The organism is Bacillus cereus group sp. BfR-BA-01360 (assembly GCF_022663595.1).
GTDB lineage: Bacteria > Bacillota > Bacilli > Bacillales > Bacillaceae_G > Bacillus_A > Bacillus_A cytotoxicus.
Map to the genome: position 1 here is coordinate 100,363 of NZ_JAKUFV010000012.1, position 14,793 is coordinate 115,155.

Here is a 14,793-nt window from a genome sequence, read left to right on the forward strand (position 1 = left end):
GAAGAGAAAGGAAAGAGCACTTTCTATACGGAAGAACCGGATCCGTTAGGGCGGGGCATTATTTATTTAAGAATGCACGTAGCATCCAAGCGTGTTTTTCTAGTTCTGTGTAAATGCCGAGTAGTAAGTCAGATGTTGTTTCATCGTTTGCATTTTCAGCAATTTCCATGCCTTTTTTGAGTTCGTCTAACATCATTTCATAGTCTTTCAAGATTGATTCAACCATCCCTTCTGCAGTTTCTCCGTAAGAAGCTTCTTGAACAGAAGATCGTGTTAAGTATTCTTTCATTGTTGCTACTGGTTTGCCGCCGATTGCTAAAATCCGTTCTGCGATTTCATCAATGTGTTCAGCTGCTTCTGTATAATATTGTTCGAATTTTTCATGTAGGACGAAGAAGTGAGGTCCTTTTACGTACCAATGGAAGTTGTGTAGTTTTGTAAATAGTACGTTCCAGTCTGCTACTTGTTTATTTAATACTTCGATTACTTGTGTATTCATATAATCCATCTCCTTTTGAGTTATTATTTTATACCAATTACTAATTTATAATAATTATAAATTAGTAATTGGTATAAATCAAGCCTTTGAAACAATATTTTAAAAGATTTTTGAATGAGATGTAATGTTATATAGGAATATATGTTTATTTTTCTTCTTGTGGTGGCATATATATAGAAAAAGGGAATATAGAAAGGGGAATGGAGGAAGATGGAACTCCAGTTTCAAAATGTGCATCAGCAAGCTGGAAATTGGTACGTGCTGGATGCAGAATTTCCTTGGGATATTCAACAAGTGAAAAATGATGTTTTTTCACTCATTGAGAAGCGTGAAATTCCTGTTATTTTTTGCGATACGTGTGAGACGAATGAAGTTCTTCTCATGTTAGGAGAAGAGGAAGAAGAATTTTTATTTCCTTTGAACGGCTTTTATCATAAAGAAAAAAGACTCATTTTTATATGCAGGTGGGAACAATATGAACAAGTGCTCAAAACGTTGTTACATGAGTTTCGACACTCTATGCAACAGGAACAGAATGTTTTATATATAGATAACGAGGCATATGAACGACGATGGATAGAAAGAGATGCTCGTACATTTGCTGAACGAAAAATGAATGAATATATAAGAGGGAAAATAAACTAAGGCATAGTGATCAAGTCTACTATGCTTTTTACTTATTAAATTTTAGTATTTGACATTTTTAAAGTTTAGTTCTAAACTAATGATATGAAATGAGCGAGGTGATGGAATGAAAACAGAAGATAGACTAGGTTTACTATTATGGTTCCGTTTATCGCGCTTTTATAACAAAAGTATTCGTGAAACAAATCAGCATTTAAAGAAATGGAATTTGTCTGCTGCACAGTTTGATGTTTTAGCTCAAATTGGTGGACAAGAACGATTAACACAGCGGGAACTTGGAAAGAAGTTATTTGTTACGAAAGGGAATATTACGCAACTTTTAAGCAAGATGGAAAAGTCAGGATGGATTCAGCGGGAACGGGAAGGGGCGACGAAATATCTTTCGTTAACAGAAAGGGGAAGAGCGTTATATCAAGAAACTGTTCCACCGCAAGAAACATTTCAAGCGGAACAGTTTGGAAAGTTAAATCATAAGGAACAGCGACAATTATTAGAATTACTTCGAAAGCTACAATAAAAAATTTTAAGAAAATATCTCGAATATGAGATAAAATGAGGTGAAGAATATGTTTCGAAAAATTGATCATAAAAATATGGGAAGAGCAAATCACGGTTGGTTACATACACATTTTCATTTTTCATTTGCAGACTACTATAATCCAAATAATATGAACTTCGGAGTGCTTCGCGTTATTAATGATGATTTAGTAGCGGCGCAAACAGGATTTGATATGCATCCACACCGTGATATGGAGATTATTTCTTACGTTGTAGATGGAGCGCTAACGCACCAAGATAGTATGGGAAACCGCGGTACAATTGAGCGTGGGCATGTTCAATATATGAGTGCTGGTACAGGGGTATTTCATAGTGAACATAATTTAGGAAATGAAACATTGCGTCTATTACAAATTTGGATTTTACCAGACTATGCTGGCCATAAGCCAAACTATGGAGAGTTTAAATTTGATTGGAATAAACGCGAAAATACATGGTTCCATATGGTGTCCTCAGTTGATGGTGATGCACCAATTACCATTCACCAAGATGCAAATATATATTCTTTATCATTAGAAGCAGGAAAAGAGATTTGTTTCCCTGTAAATGAAGGACGTCAAGTTTATCTTATACAAATTGAAGGAAGCGGTATTGTAAATGATGAAACACTTGTCATGCGAGATGCAGCGGAAGTTGTTGAGGAGGACATTTATATTCAAGCAAAAGAGCAGTCACATTATTTGGTGATTGAAATGAAAAAACAATAAGAGTTATTACTTATCAAAAGAAGTAGGGCATGAAAAAGATGCGCTACTTCTTTTGATTTGCTGTTTTGGATGAAATTGTAAGAAAATTATTTCTCAATATTTTCCAAAAGGATATATTTTCCTTTTTTTGAAGTGTATAAGAGTGTCAAAAAATTTTTGGGGAATGGAGAGTGCTCGTTTGAAAAAGACAATTGTTTCGTCAGCATTAGCTCTATCTGTTATTACTTTAGGATTTGGGGGATTCGGGACATCAAACGTACAGGCAGAAGAACAAATTCAATATCACCCAAAATTTAAAACACCTGCTTACATAGGGGAAGAATGGAAAGCACCAGAAGGAGTAGATAAAAAAGAATCTGTCTTTCAATATTTAGAGAGTAAGAAAGCAATGTTCAAATTAGCCGGAAATGTAGAAAAACATTTCAAGATTGTTGGGGAAGAAAAAGATGAGAAGTCGGAGACAACTCATATTAAGCTAGTTGAGAAATATAATGACATTCCTGTGTATGGCTCAGATCAAACGATCACATTTGATAAAGAAAATAATGTGAAGGCTTTTTTCGGACAAGTCATTCCAAATTTAGAGGATAAAAATATTCCGACTGCAACGAGCATTACGGATGAACAAGCTGTAAACATTGCAAAGAAAAATATTGAAAAAGAAATTGGAAAAGTGAATCAATATGATGGTGTAAAAAAAGATTTATATGTGTATGAAAAAGACGGGAACTACTATCTTACTTATCTTGTAAAAGCATCTATTTCCAAACCAGCTCCAGGATATTGGCATTATTTTATTGATGCAACAAATGGAAATGTGATTGAGAAATATAATGCAATCGATTCTATTACAGGATTTGGATACGGTGTATTAGGAAACAAAGCATCATTTGAAATTGCTCAAGATGAGAAAACAGGTGTATATAACTTGTTTGATGGGAAACGTGGGCAAGGTGTTCATACATTTGACGCAAAAAATATGGACGAGAATATATTTATAATTTTATCACAATGGTTTGGTTATACAGGAGAAGAAATAGAGAGTAAATCTAAGTTCTTTGAGGACAAAGCTGCAGTTGACGCACATGTAAATGCCGGAAAAGTATATGATTATTATAAAAAGACTTTTAATCGCAATTCTTTCGATAATAAAGGTGCAAAGCTCATTTCAGCTGTTCACGTAGGTGAGGCTTGGAATAATGCGGCATGGAATGGCGTACAAATGGTATATGGTGATGGTGATGGAAAAACATTTATTCCATTATCTGCAGGATTAGATGTAATTGGTCATGAATTAACACATGCTGTAACAGAATATACAGCGAATTTAGTTTATCAAAATGAATCAGGTGCATTGAACGAATCGATATCGGATATTATGGGTGTTATGGTTGAGAAGAAAAACTGGGATATAGGGGCTGATATTTACACGCCTGATATTGAAGGAGATGCGCTTCGTTCTCTGAAAGATCCAGCTTCGATTCCAAATCCGTTAAAGCCAGGTGAAGGGTATCCAGATCATTATAGCAAACGCTATGTAGGACCATATGATAACGGTGGTGTTCATATTAATAGTAGTATTAATAATAAAGCGGCATATTTAGTTTCTGAGGGCGGAGAGCATTACGGTGTAAAAGTAACTGGCATTGGCCGCGAAGCGACAGAAAAAATTTACTATCATGCGCTTACGAAATATTTAACTGCAAATGCTGATTTTAAAATGATGCGTCAAGCTGCTCTGCAATCTGCTGAAGATTTATATGGTGAAAATTCTAAAGCAGTACAAGCTGTAGACAAAGCTTATGAGTCAGTAGGCGTAAAATAATAGGGGAAAAGACCTGACTTAGCTGAGTCAGATCTTTTGTACATTAGTCACGAATGCCAAGAGCGATTTTTGCCATACGGGACATACGTTCTTTAGACCAAGGCGGATTCCAAACAACATTTACTTCTATTTCATTTACTTCAGGTACATTTGTTGATAGTACTTTTTTTACATCGGATACAATTTGCCCAGCCATCGGGCAACCGATAGAAGTCATTGTCATAGTAATAACAACGTTATTTTGTTCGTCAGCGGTAACATCATATACTAAACCAAGGTTGATGATATCAACGCCTAATTCAGGATCAATCACAGCTTCCAAGTTTGCATATATCTTATCTTCAAATTCCTTTGACATGTAGCACACTCCTAATATTAGTGATAGTCATTCTCATTATAAAGGAAAAAAGATAAAGATGCAGTGAAATAGCTCACACATGTTTCATGAAGTGCTTTCTATAATGGCGGTAAGTAGCAGAAAGGAGCATACATATAGATTATAATAAGACTCCTTTTATTGTGATATGGGAAATAACGCGTGATTGTGAATGTCGTTACATATGGGGAGAATCTCGTGAGAGAACGTCTATAGTAATAGAAGATTACTTAGAAAGTGAACTATACTGGGTTTGAAAAAGTAAAAAATCCAGGCTCCTTTAAAAGGAGTACCTGGATAAAAGGAATTTTATTCTGTTTTAAATCGCGATACGAGAGTATCTAATTCTTCTACTGTTCGTTTCATTTGACTTGCTGTAGAAGTCATTTCATTTATAACAATTACTTTTCTTTCCGCTGATTTTGCAGTTTGAGTCGCTTCTGCGGATACTTCATTAGCGATAGAAGCAATGTTGTTAAGAGATGCGTTCATTTCTTCGGTACTTGCTGCCATCTCTTCCGCTGTTGCAGAGATTTCTTGTATTTGTGTGGAAACATGGTTTACTTGTTCTACAATTGTTGTAAAGGAATCTCCAGCTTTGCGAATTACATGAATTCCTTCTGCAGATTCTGCTTGTCCTCGTGACATCATAGAACTTGCTGTTTCTGTATCATTTTGAATTTGATGCAATAGCGTGTTAATATCAGTTGCAGCTGTTTTAGATTGTTCTGCAAGTTTGCGGACCTCATCTGCGACAACTGCAAATCCTTTTCCTTGTTCCCCAGCCCGAGCAGCCTCGATAGAAGCATTGAGAGCAAGTAAATTTGTTTGTTCCGCAATGTTAGAAATAGATTGCAATGCTGTATCGATATGTTTTGTGTGAGTGATTAGACGTTCGACAACTTGTGATGTAGCATTGACTGCTTCATGAATTGTTGTCATTTGTGTAATCGATTTCTGAATAACGGCAGTACCGTTATTGGCATGATCTGAAGTAGTAACAGCTAACTCAGCAACAGAAGAAGCAGCTCCCGCAATGCGCTGCACATTCATGGTCATGTCATCCATAGCAGTAGAACTTTCTTCCATGCTAGAAGTTTGAGATTGAATACTTGTTTCTAATTCAGACATGGTACGCTGAACTTTTAATGTAGCTTCTCTTGATGTATTCGTTTTTTCGAGCATGTTTTCAGAAGCTGTTTGAACTTCCTTAGATGTTTTTTGTACTCGATGAATAATGTGCTGTAAATTTTCTAGCAATTTATTAAAGGAAGTAGCAATTTCACCAACTTCATCATTACTGTTTACTTGTAAACGACCTGTTAAGTCCCCTTCTTGAGATGCTAATTCTTTTAACTTTATATCAATTTGTTGAATTGGTTTAACAAGTTTATCAGAGAACCACCATGCAAGAATAATGGCAACAACACTACAGATAATAAGAGATAACAATACAACATATACAATGAACGATGAGAATTGGTCGATTTTTTGAATGGACTGTTCACGTAGTTTTGCTTGTTCATTGCTATAGTTTGTGAAATCCCCTATTACTTTATAGACGGTCGCATTTTCTGTTTCAGCAAGTTGAATAGCTTCTTCCCACTTTTCCTTTTTTGCAAGTGGAAAGACTTTTGTGTCAATAAATTCTCTCCATTTAGCCCCTAGTTGCATTGTATCTCTTAGCTGTTCATTGGCATGAGAGTCCGCAAGAAGTTTGTCCTTCGTACTTTCAATGTGCTTACTCATTTCATGAAATTTGTCGATTTCCACTTGATCATGTTGTAATAAATAACCACGTAGAGCAGAAAGTTGCACTTGATAAGCCTCTCCATGTTCCTTTAATTCTGTTGCTAAAGGGGAGATATCTGTTTGTAATGTCTCAGCTTTTTTGGATTGATCGGTAGCAAAAAATAAAATAAGAGCTAATGCAATACTGAATAAAGCACAAGTTGCTATCATCATGAATATCAATTTTTTGCGAATACTAATAAAACTCATACGAAAAACCTCCTTTTAATCATTCTATTAAGATTTTTAGATATAATAATGTGAAAAGCTTTATCCCGCTATTTTATGGTAGTAAGACTCCCACCTCAAGATTCAGAAAGAAGCAAGGAAGATAGGTGGGAGCCTTACTGCCCGTAACAGCCCGATTGGTGAAGGCTCATAATCGATGGGGATGAAGCCCCCACTGATTAAAGTTTCACTTTATCCTATATCTTGTTGGAATAAAACGTTCTTTCCATTAGGAATTATAGCAGACAGTCATTCAAAGAGGAAAGCATAAGATATTTCTTTTCGAGATATATGTAAATCCATGATAAATAATAAAAAAGAGAGACAAATGAAAAGTCTCTCTTACAATCTATTATGAAGTTGTTTTAAAATGCGCAACAAGTGCTTCTAGCTCCTCTACAGTAGCTTTCATCTCTGATGATTTTGTAGCGACTTCTTTCATTACATGAACTTGTTCACCAGCTGAATTGGATGTTTGGGTTGTATCAGCTGCCACCTCATTTGAAATGGAGGCGATATTATTTAAGGATGCATTCATTTCTTCAGCACTTGCAGCCATTTCTTCAGCAGTAGCAGACATTTCTTGCATTTGTGTAGAAACTTCATTTATATGGTTTACAATTGCTGTAAAAGAAGAACCAGCAGTACGAATGACCGTAATTCCTTGAGATGCTTCTGATTGCCCTTGTGTCATCATATCATTGGCAGCTTGTGTATCATTTTGAATTTGACGTAATAAATGGTTAATATCAGTCGCTGCTGTTTTAGATTGTTCAGCCAGTTTGCGAACTTCATCTGCAACAACCGCAAATCCTTTTCCTTGTTCCCCAGCCCGAGCAGCTTCAATGGAAGCATTTAAAGCTAATAAGTTTGTTTGTTCCGCAATATTAGAAATGGATTGTACAGCTGTATCAATATGTTTTGTATGTGTAATTAGGCGTTCCACAACTTGTGATGTGGCGTTGACTGCTTCATGTATTGTATTCATTTGTGAAATTGATTTTTCAATAACTTTGCCACCATCGTCTGCTTTTTCAGCTGTTGTCATTGCTAATTCTGCGACAGAAGAAGCAGATTCCGCAATGCGCTGTACGCTTTTTGACATGTCGTCCATAGCAGTGGAGCTTTCTTCTATACTAGAAACTTGTGAACGAATACTATCATCAAGAGATACCATTGTATCTTGAATTTGTGATGTCGCATCCATAGAAGCAATTGTGCTGGAATACATGCTTAACGATGCTTCCTTTACATTCGTAGATGTTTGTTGTACCTGTTGAATAATATGTTGTAAATTTGCGAGCATTTGGTTGAAAGAATGAGCGATGTTGCCAATTTCATCTCTACTATTTACGTCTAATCTTGCTGTTAAATCACCATCTTTAGAAGCTAATTCTTTTAATTTAGAATCAATTTTTTGGATCGGTTTAACAAGATGGCCGGAGAACCACCAAGCTAATAAGATAGAAATAATCGTACATGCAATAAGCGAGAAGAAAATAATATATTGGATGAATTCGGATGAAGTATGAATATCCTCAATTAATTGATTTTGTTTTTCTTTTTCTTCATTTGCATATTTGGTAAAGCGATCCAATAGATCATTGACGTAATCCGTTTGTTCTATTGCAATTTTGGAAGCTTCCTCCCACTTTCCTTCACGTGCAAGTGGAAGAACTTCATTATCAATCACACTGCGCCATTTTCCCCCCATTAAAATAGCTTCTTTCATCCCTTCTGACAGCTTTTTATCACTTGTCACTTCTTTACGTGTATCTGCTAATTTTTTGCCTTCTCGATTAAATTTATCTAACCCTTTTTGATCATGAGATAGTAAATATTCCTGTAAGCCAGCAACTTGTGCTTGAAACCAATCCCCTCTCTCTTTTAAAATAGTAGCTCGTTTCGATACTTCAGATTTTAAGGTTTCAGCCTTGTGCGTCTCACTTATTGCATAGGAAAGAATAATAATGAGTGCAATACTAAATAAGGAACATATACCTAAAAACATAAAGAGAAGCTTTTTACGAATTCCGATCTGTTTCATAATCTCTCCACCTTTAAAATTGATTATTATAATTAATAGATATTTATGAAAAAGAACTGAAACACTTTAAACGAAAAAGTGCTTCATATTCTAGTACAAGTATAGCAGATTATAGGAATTCAATCCCTAATTTATGGGAATGTTCGTAAAATGTTTACATTTCCATAGTAAAAAATATAAATAAAAAACTATTGTATTTCTAGAACACATCATGTATACTTCTAATTAGTTGATATTGATAATCGTTATCAATATCAACTAAAATATTACTCTTCGTTATGTTGGTCATACCCCTTTTGACTACGTAAAGTCAGAGATAAAATGTTGAAATACCTTGTGTCCTATTCTACAGAATTATGGTAATCTCCAACCTCAACTTATATGCGTTAAGCATGCAAAAAAGGATCCTATCCGTGAAGGGATCCTTTTTTGCATTATATAGTAACAAGGTTTCTCAATTTCTTTTCTACATACTTTGATTGAATGGACGTGTTTTAAGAAACTGCGGTGTGAAAATACCAATCCATATAAAAATGATGCCAAGCCATTGAAGTGGAGACATAACTTCAATACAAAACCTTCTTTCTAAATAAAAGCGCCCGTTGTCCAAGTTAGGACAACGAGCAAACGAAACAGAGTAAAAGCTCTGCAAAATTCCGCCGCTCATAAAGACATATTGAGTTTGAATAGGGAAATTCTCTTTCTATTATGTTCTGAAGCAATCGTAGAGTCTATGAATGCTACAAAGCTTTTGGAAACACAATCGAACATTTTACACCTTGAGGCGTATTTTGAATGCCGTAAGGGAATTGGTGCTTATCTAATATTTGTTTTACAATATACAAGCCCAAACCGCTTCCATGTACTAGGCCGTGTTTGCTAGGATTGGCTCGATAAAACGGCTCAAATAGATGAGCTAATTTTTCCTCTTCAATTTGTGTACCTGTATTTAATACTTCCAAAGCATAAGCATTTGGCTTTTCATAAAGTTTTATATATACATGTTGATGGTCGATTGTATAGTTAATCGCATTTGAAACAATATTAAAAATGGCTGTTTGAATAAATTTATGGTCAGCTAAAATTTGTACGTCTGGTTTGATATTAGATTGAACATTTAATTGCTTTACATTTACAAAATAATCTACCTTCTTCATAATATCTTCAAGTATGTTAGATAGGCAAATGACTTGTAGATTCGGTTTGAACTGAGGATTTTGTATTTTGGATAATTCCGACATTTCTTCCGTTAAATTGTTAATATCCTGCATCATCTCATAGGAACGCTTTAAATATTTATCGCGATCTTTATAAGCGCCGATTCCGTGAATCATACCATCTAATTGCCCCATAACAGCTGTAATTGGTGTTTTTAATTCATGAGACAGCATGGACATAAATTCTTTACGCGATCTCTCCAGTTCTTGTTCTCTTTTCAGTTCGTTTCTTAAATCTTTATTCGTTTCATGTAATCTTTTAACAATTTGTTGTGCTCCAACAGCTAAAGTTTCTAAACCATAATTCTCTTTTTGTATATTTGTAGATGGTTTATCGGAGAAATCGAGATTCATAATTTCTCGCAATGTTTCGCTCATATAGTGAAATGGTTTCGCTATTAATGTTGTATAAATGAAAGAGCCAAGGAGTGAGACAGTCAACATTGTTAGCGCGATATGTGGAGCGAGCTGCTTGAATATCTCTGCAAGGCTTTTTGATTTGTCTTCTTGTTTTGTTACATCTGAGTTAACAGTTTGGCTAGCTTGTTGTTCAGAATGTAAAGGTGATTCATTTTTACTATTTACATGAGAAGGGCTTTGCGCATTTTCTTTTGCCTCTTGATCATGATGTAAGACATGATTGAGTGCAGTATAGAGCAATTGAATATCTATACTAGAAGGTGGAAGGTTTGATAGACTTCCGGAAAATGCTTTATTTTGTTCACTTTTATTTTGAGCAGCCTTTGTATTTGCAACCGCGTCCTGCGTTGTCTGTAATTCTTTTGAATGAATAGAATGCCCGTGATGCTCTTTATCATAGTTTGATAATAAAAAATAAATAACTTGATAAAGGCATAGTGATAAAAGGATACAAAATAACATGGTTTTAATAAAAATATTTCTGGTGATGTTTCCTTTTTTAAGAGTCGATTTTGTAGCCAATGCCTTTCACCGTTTTAATATAAGGAATGCATAATTTTTTCCTTAAATTTTTAATATGTGTATCAATTACTCTCACATCACCGTAATGTTCATAGCCCCATACTTTATTTAATAAATCACTTCTTGATAATACTTTCCCACGGTTTTGTAATAACGTATATATAATTTCAAACTCTTTTGTTGTAAGTTCCACTTGATCACCATTTACATATGCAGCATATGCAGTGGAATTTAGCATTAGTTCATGGAATTGTAGTATATTTGCATTTTCAACCTCTGTTGAAGCTGCTCTTCGCAATACTGCTTCAACTCGTTTGATAAAAATAGCATAATGAAAAGGCTTTGTAATGTAATCATCGACCCCGAGCTCAAAACCTTTAATTTCGTTTTCTTCATTTTGTAGACCTGTTAGCATAATAATCGGTACATCTGACTGACCACGGATAATTTTACAAATACTATATCCATCTATATCTGGCAACATTACATCTAACAGGACAAGATCGTATAAATTCTTTTGGAATAGAAGAATGCCTTCTGTTCCTGTACCTGCAACATCAACTTTATAATTTTGTGCAGTCAAAAATTCTCGTATCAGTTCTTGTATATCTGGATTATCTTCAATCACTAGTATATGCGTCATCGTAACACCTCCTAAATAACGCTTTTTACTAAAATATTCAAATTCAACATTTATCCTGCATTAACGGGCAGTAAGACTCACACTTTAAGGCTTAGTGAAAGCAAGAAATTAGGTGAGAGATGAACTACCTGTAAAAAGCTGATTGATGAAGCATTATAATCAATTTCTATTGCTCATATACATAATAAGCCCCCGCTATTACAATAAAGTAAAAGTATGTAATATATGGGGATAAAAAATTTATTCACGATAATTCTATTATAGTATGTAATATGAAATTTATGAAACATTACAACTGTATAATTTTAATATTTATTTTTATAAATGTTAATAGCCTTTTTATTAAAGTTATTTTTATTATATATGTAAAGACAACTGCTTTGCTACTGTAAACAAAGAAATAAAGGAAATAAAAGAAGCCAAGATAAGTTCTTGGCTAATACAAGAGTTTTCTCTTGTTTCGGTATTAAACTAGTTTTTTACAATGACAGTGGCTTTTTCATGAATTTGTTCAAATAACCAATGTATATCGTTATTATACATACGAATGCAACCAAGCGTTGTAGATTTACCGATAGCTTGATTATTATTTGTTCCATGAATCGCATATGTTGTTCCCCATGTGCCTGCCATATTTAATCCGAGCCAACGATCACCGAGCGGATTACGTGGATCGCCACCTTTAATATGGCCAGTATAGTAAGGGCGATTTTTAATTTTGTTAACAATAATAAAAGATCCTGTTGGAGTAGGTGTGGTAGATTTTCCAGTAGCGACAGTAAAGTTTCTTATTAATACTCCATTTTGATAGAATGCCATCTTATGTGTATTTGTGTTAACAATTAGTTGCTGAGATGGTGAAGCTGCTTTTACTTCGGTAGTTTTGAGAGGATATACCCAAATCCATATAAATAACATAACTAATAATAACTTTTTCATCATTATACTCCTCTTGCTCATTTTATCATTTAAAATAATAAGTACGAATAAATTATTTATGACTGTACTACATACATTGAATTTGGAAAGTACGTAAAGTTTGAATAATATTCTCATTTAAAGCTTCAAAAAAGGAAGTGATTTTCGTACTATTCTTGCGGTTATTTTTATTGATTAGTAATCTTTCGTTAAGTAGAAGTTCACCGCTTGTGCCAAAGCTTTGTACTTGAATAATCATTTCTTCTTCATTTTCACAAATAATAGGTAGCAGATAGTGAAATGCTTGAGTTGGAATAATATAACTTTTACCAATCATACTTTCTTGCCGAGAATTGATCCACTTTCTAGTAATAATTTTGATATTTCTTTTTGTAACAATAAAGGATAACGTTGTAGATTTTGTTAAATTCGTATCAAATTCATTTGCTTCGCATATGTGTAGATTGAAAGTTGTTTCATGCGGCTGAGATTCAATTTCTGTATTGATAAAATTGTGCATGTTATACGCTTCCATTTTTATTCTCCTTTTCTCTTTTTTTGGGGAATCATTTATATTTATTCAATTTAATATATGGCACATTCACTAGTTATACTTTTCAACAAATTCCGATATAATTTTACAATATGTATATGAAGCTAATATGAAGTTGAGATGAGTTTAATATGGTTTTTTATATAGAACGTTTTTTTAAAAAAACAGAAAGGGTATTTATATAAAAATGGATAAAGGTTTGCAAATAAAGAGTTTATAAAAGTATGTATTTTTTTGAATTCGTTTTTTATATAGAACAAATGGATGTAATTTAGGTTAGCGTATATGTGATTTAGAAACATATAGAATGGGATCAGTGAAAATAAGTTGATGTGTATCTTACAAAAATGTAATAAAAATGTAAGCTGTTATGATAGTTATTTCGACAATTTTTTTATACAATAATAGTAACAATGGGTACGTGATTCATGTTGATAGGATTAGAAAAGGAGAGATAACATGGAATGGATTCATGAGTTATTTCAGCAATATGGCTACTATGTTGTACTTGTTGGATTACTGTTAGAGTATATCGCTCTACCATTTCCGGGAGAGCCGACATTAGCCTATGCAGGATATTTAGCACATACAGGAGATTTAAACTTATTTGTATTAATTATTTTGTCATTTATTGGGACAAGTATTGGAATGACGATTCAATACTTTTTAGGAAATAAGCTTGGGATGCCTTTTGTACAAAAGTATGGAAAGTATGTCTTTTTAACACAAAGAAAAATTGATTTAACAAGAATGTGGTTTGATAAGTATGGATATTTCTTAATCTTTATTGGCTTCTTTATCCCAGGTGTCCGTCACTTTACCGGATATTTTGGAGGAATTATTAATCTACCATTCCGTCGCTTTGCAATTACAATTTATGCAGGTGCTTTATTCTGGGTGTTGTTCTTTTTGCTTGGTGGCTATTGGTTAGGTGGAAATTTACATGACATCTTTGGTGCACTGGGACAGCATAGCGGGAAAATCATTTTTGGAATTGCTTTGATTGTGGCAATTACCTTATGTATTCGTTTCCGTAAGCAATTGAAACGTGTATTTGTTCAAAATGCAAATTAATGTGAGGACCATTCCATGTTGGAAATTAGAAAAAGCAATGCTTTTGTTAATCTGTACCCTTTATAAAGGACATTTAAAAAAAAGTTAGGCAGCCGCGAGAAGATGATTTCTGTATTCAACAGGAGTCATCTTCTTTAAATTCCACTGATATCTATGCTGGTTATGGTATTTCATATAGTCTTTAATCTCTTGTTTTAGCTGGGAAAAAGATGTACAAGCTTTTATATGCGCTTCATCTTTAAAATGCCCGAAAAAAGATTCTTGGGGGGCATTATCCCAACAGTTTCCTCGTCTTGACATGGATTGTCCCAGTTTTAATTTTTTAACTAGTTTTTGATAGGTCGGACTTGTATAATGAGCTCCTTGATCAGAATGAATATAGGCATCTTCAGTCAATCGAATTTTCTTATTCTTCTTTAGGTTGTGAAGAGTCGTCATTGCGATGTCTAATGTGAGCTGTTCTGAAACGTGATAGGCTAAAATTTCATTTGTGGACCCATCTAAAATAGTAGATAAATATGCTTTCTGATTCTTACCATAAAACAGGTAGGTGATATCTGTAAGAAGCACTTTTCCAGGGGTACCTTGCCTGAATTCTCGCTTCAATCGATTTGGTACCACGAAATGTTCTTTCGTCGCTTTTATCATTCTTTTGTAAGGATTCGCTTTGCGGATCGGGCAGATAATCCCGTATTTCTTCATAATTCTACGAATACGCTTCAAATTGTAGACAACTTGAAATTGACCCGCTAATGTCATTTTGATTTGAC

General features: G+C 34.1%; 14 protein-coding genes. 5 read left to right on the top strand and 9 right to left on the bottom strand.

Annotated elements, in window-relative coordinates:
• Positions 1–58 precede the first annotated feature (58 nt).
• Complete coding sequence (locus MR056_RS12970; RefSeq protein WP_012096076.1) at positions 59–499, bottom strand: Dps family protein; 441 nt, start codon at positions 497–499, stop codon at positions 59–61.
• 210 nt (positions 500–709) lie between these two features.
• Here MR056_RS12970 and MR056_RS12975 point away from each other — a divergent pair, with 210 nt between their 5' ends.
• From MR056_RS12975 to MR056_RS12990, 4 genes are all read left to right on the top strand, one after another.
• On the top strand, positions 710–1,144 hold the full coding sequence (locus tag MR056_RS12975) for a DUF3920 family protein (RefSeq protein ID WP_012096075.1): 435 nt from the start codon (positions 710–712) through the stop codon (positions 1,142–1,144).
• A gap of 106 nt (positions 1,145–1,250) precedes the next feature.
• A complete protein-coding gene (locus MR056_RS12980; protein WP_012096074.1) occupies positions 1,251–1,661 on the top strand; it encodes a MarR family winged helix-turn-helix transcriptional regulator in 411 nt (136 codons plus the stop codon).
• 49 nt (positions 1,662–1,710) lie between these two features.
• The gene (locus tag MR056_RS12985) at positions 1,711–2,409 is read left to right on the top strand and encodes a pirin family protein (RefSeq protein WP_012096073.1); all 699 of its coding nucleotides are present in this window, start codon (positions 1,711–1,713) and stop codon (positions 2,407–2,409) included.
• A gap of 178 nt (positions 2,410–2,587) precedes the next feature.
• Entirely contained in the window at positions 2,588–4,234 is a 1,647-nt protein-coding gene (locus MR056_RS12990; RefSeq protein ID WP_140388447.1) for a M4 family metallopeptidase, read from the top strand.
• A gap of 43 nt (positions 4,235–4,277) precedes the next feature.
• Here MR056_RS12990 and MR056_RS12995 read toward each other — a convergent pair whose 3' ends face one another.
• The 7 genes from MR056_RS12995 to MR056_RS13025 all read right to left on the bottom strand — a co-directional run bounded on the left by MR056_RS12995 (position 4,278) and on the right by MR056_RS13025 (position 12,931).
• On the bottom strand, positions 4,278–4,592 hold the full coding sequence (locus MR056_RS12995) for a metal-sulfur cluster assembly factor (protein WP_012096071.1): 315 nt from the start codon (positions 4,590–4,592) through the stop codon (positions 4,278–4,280).
• A 327-nt stretch (positions 4,593–4,919) separates the two neighbouring features.
• A complete protein-coding gene (locus MR056_RS13000; protein ID WP_012096070.1) occupies positions 4,920–6,611 on the bottom strand; it encodes a methyl-accepting chemotaxis protein in 1,692 nt (563 codons plus the stop codon).
• A 370-nt stretch (positions 6,612–6,981) separates the two neighbouring features.
• Complete coding sequence (locus tag MR056_RS13005) at positions 6,982–8,676, bottom strand: methyl-accepting chemotaxis protein (RefSeq protein WP_012096069.1); 1,695 nt, start codon at positions 8,674–8,676, stop codon at positions 6,982–6,984.
• Between the two features lie 740 nt (positions 8,677–9,416).
• Complete coding sequence (locus tag MR056_RS13010; protein WP_012096068.1) at positions 9,417–10,835, bottom strand: sensor histidine kinase; 1,419 nt, start codon at positions 10,833–10,835, stop codon at positions 9,417–9,419.
• Positions 10,813–11,478 (bottom strand): response regulator transcription factor, encoded by a 666-nt coding sequence (locus MR056_RS13015; protein WP_012096067.1) that lies wholly within the window; start codon positions 11,476–11,478, stop codon positions 10,813–10,815. Before MR056_RS13015 ends, MR056_RS13010 begins: the two co-directional genes overlap by 23 nt.
• 471 nt (positions 11,479–11,949) lie before the next feature.
• Positions 11,950–12,417, bottom strand: coding sequence for a L,D-transpeptidase (locus tag MR056_RS13020; RefSeq protein WP_041810602.1), 468 nt, complete (start codon positions 12,415–12,417; stop codon positions 11,950–11,952).
• Positions 12,418–12,484: 67 nt separating this feature from the next.
• Positions 12,485–12,931 (bottom strand): DUF3978 family protein, encoded by a 447-nt coding sequence (locus tag MR056_RS13025; protein ID WP_140388446.1) that lies wholly within the window; start codon positions 12,929–12,931, stop codon positions 12,485–12,487.
• A gap of 477 nt (positions 12,932–13,408) precedes the next feature.
• Here MR056_RS13025 and MR056_RS13030 point away from each other — a divergent pair, with 477 nt between their 5' ends.
• Positions 13,409–14,023: a DedA family protein gene (locus MR056_RS13030; RefSeq protein WP_012096064.1), complete on the top strand. Its 615-nt coding sequence runs from the start codon at positions 13,409–13,411 to the stop codon at positions 14,021–14,023.
• A gap of 84 nt (positions 14,024–14,107) precedes the next feature.
• Here MR056_RS13030 and MR056_RS13035 read toward each other — a convergent pair.
• Positions 14,108–14,793: IS3 family transposase (locus MR056_RS13035; RefSeq protein ID WP_242136566.1), on the bottom strand; the 686-nt coding region annotated here is incomplete at its 5' end.

What these genes read in the sequence shown, in the direction of transcription:
- MR056_RS13000 (WP_012096070.1), bottom strand. Translation starts at nt 6,611, where the DNA reads ATGAGTTTTATTAGTATTCGCAAAAAATTGATATTCATGATGATAGCA.
- MR056_RS12975 (WP_012096075.1), top strand. Translation starts at nt 710, where the DNA reads ATGGAACTCCAGTTTCAAAATGTGCATCAGCAAGCTGGAAATTGGTAC.
- MR056_RS12980 (WP_012096074.1), top strand. Translation starts at nt 1,251, where the DNA reads ATGAAAACAGAAGATAGACTAGGTTTACTATTATGGTTCCGTTTATCG.
- MR056_RS13030 (WP_012096064.1), top strand. Translation starts at nt 13,409, where the DNA reads ATGGAATGGATTCATGAGTTATTTCAGCAATATGGCTACTATGTTGTA.
- MR056_RS13020 (WP_041810602.1), bottom strand. Translation starts at nt 12,417, where the DNA reads ATGAAAAAGTTATTATTAGTTATGTTATTTATATGGATTTGGGTATAT.
- MR056_RS13015 (WP_012096067.1), bottom strand. Translation starts at nt 11,478, where the DNA reads ATGACGCATATACTAGTGATTGAAGATAATCCAGATATACAAGAACTG.
- MR056_RS13025 (WP_140388446.1), bottom strand. Translation starts at nt 12,931, where the DNA reads ATGGAAGCGTATAACATGCACAATTTTATCAATACAGAAATTGAATCT.
- MR056_RS12970 (WP_012096076.1), bottom strand. Translation starts at nt 499, where the DNA reads ATGAATACACAAGTAATCGAAGTATTAAATAAACAAGTAGCAGACTGG.
- MR056_RS12985 (WP_012096073.1), top strand. Translation starts at nt 1,711, where the DNA reads ATGTTTCGAAAAATTGATCATAAAAATATGGGAAGAGCAAATCACGGT.
- MR056_RS12995 (WP_012096071.1), bottom strand. Translation starts at nt 4,592, where the DNA reads ATGTCAAAGGAATTTGAAGATAAGATATATGCAAACTTGGAAGCTGTG.
- MR056_RS13005 (WP_012096069.1), bottom strand. Translation starts at nt 8,676, where the DNA reads ATGAAACAGATCGGAATTCGTAAAAAGCTTCTCTTTATGTTTTTAGGT.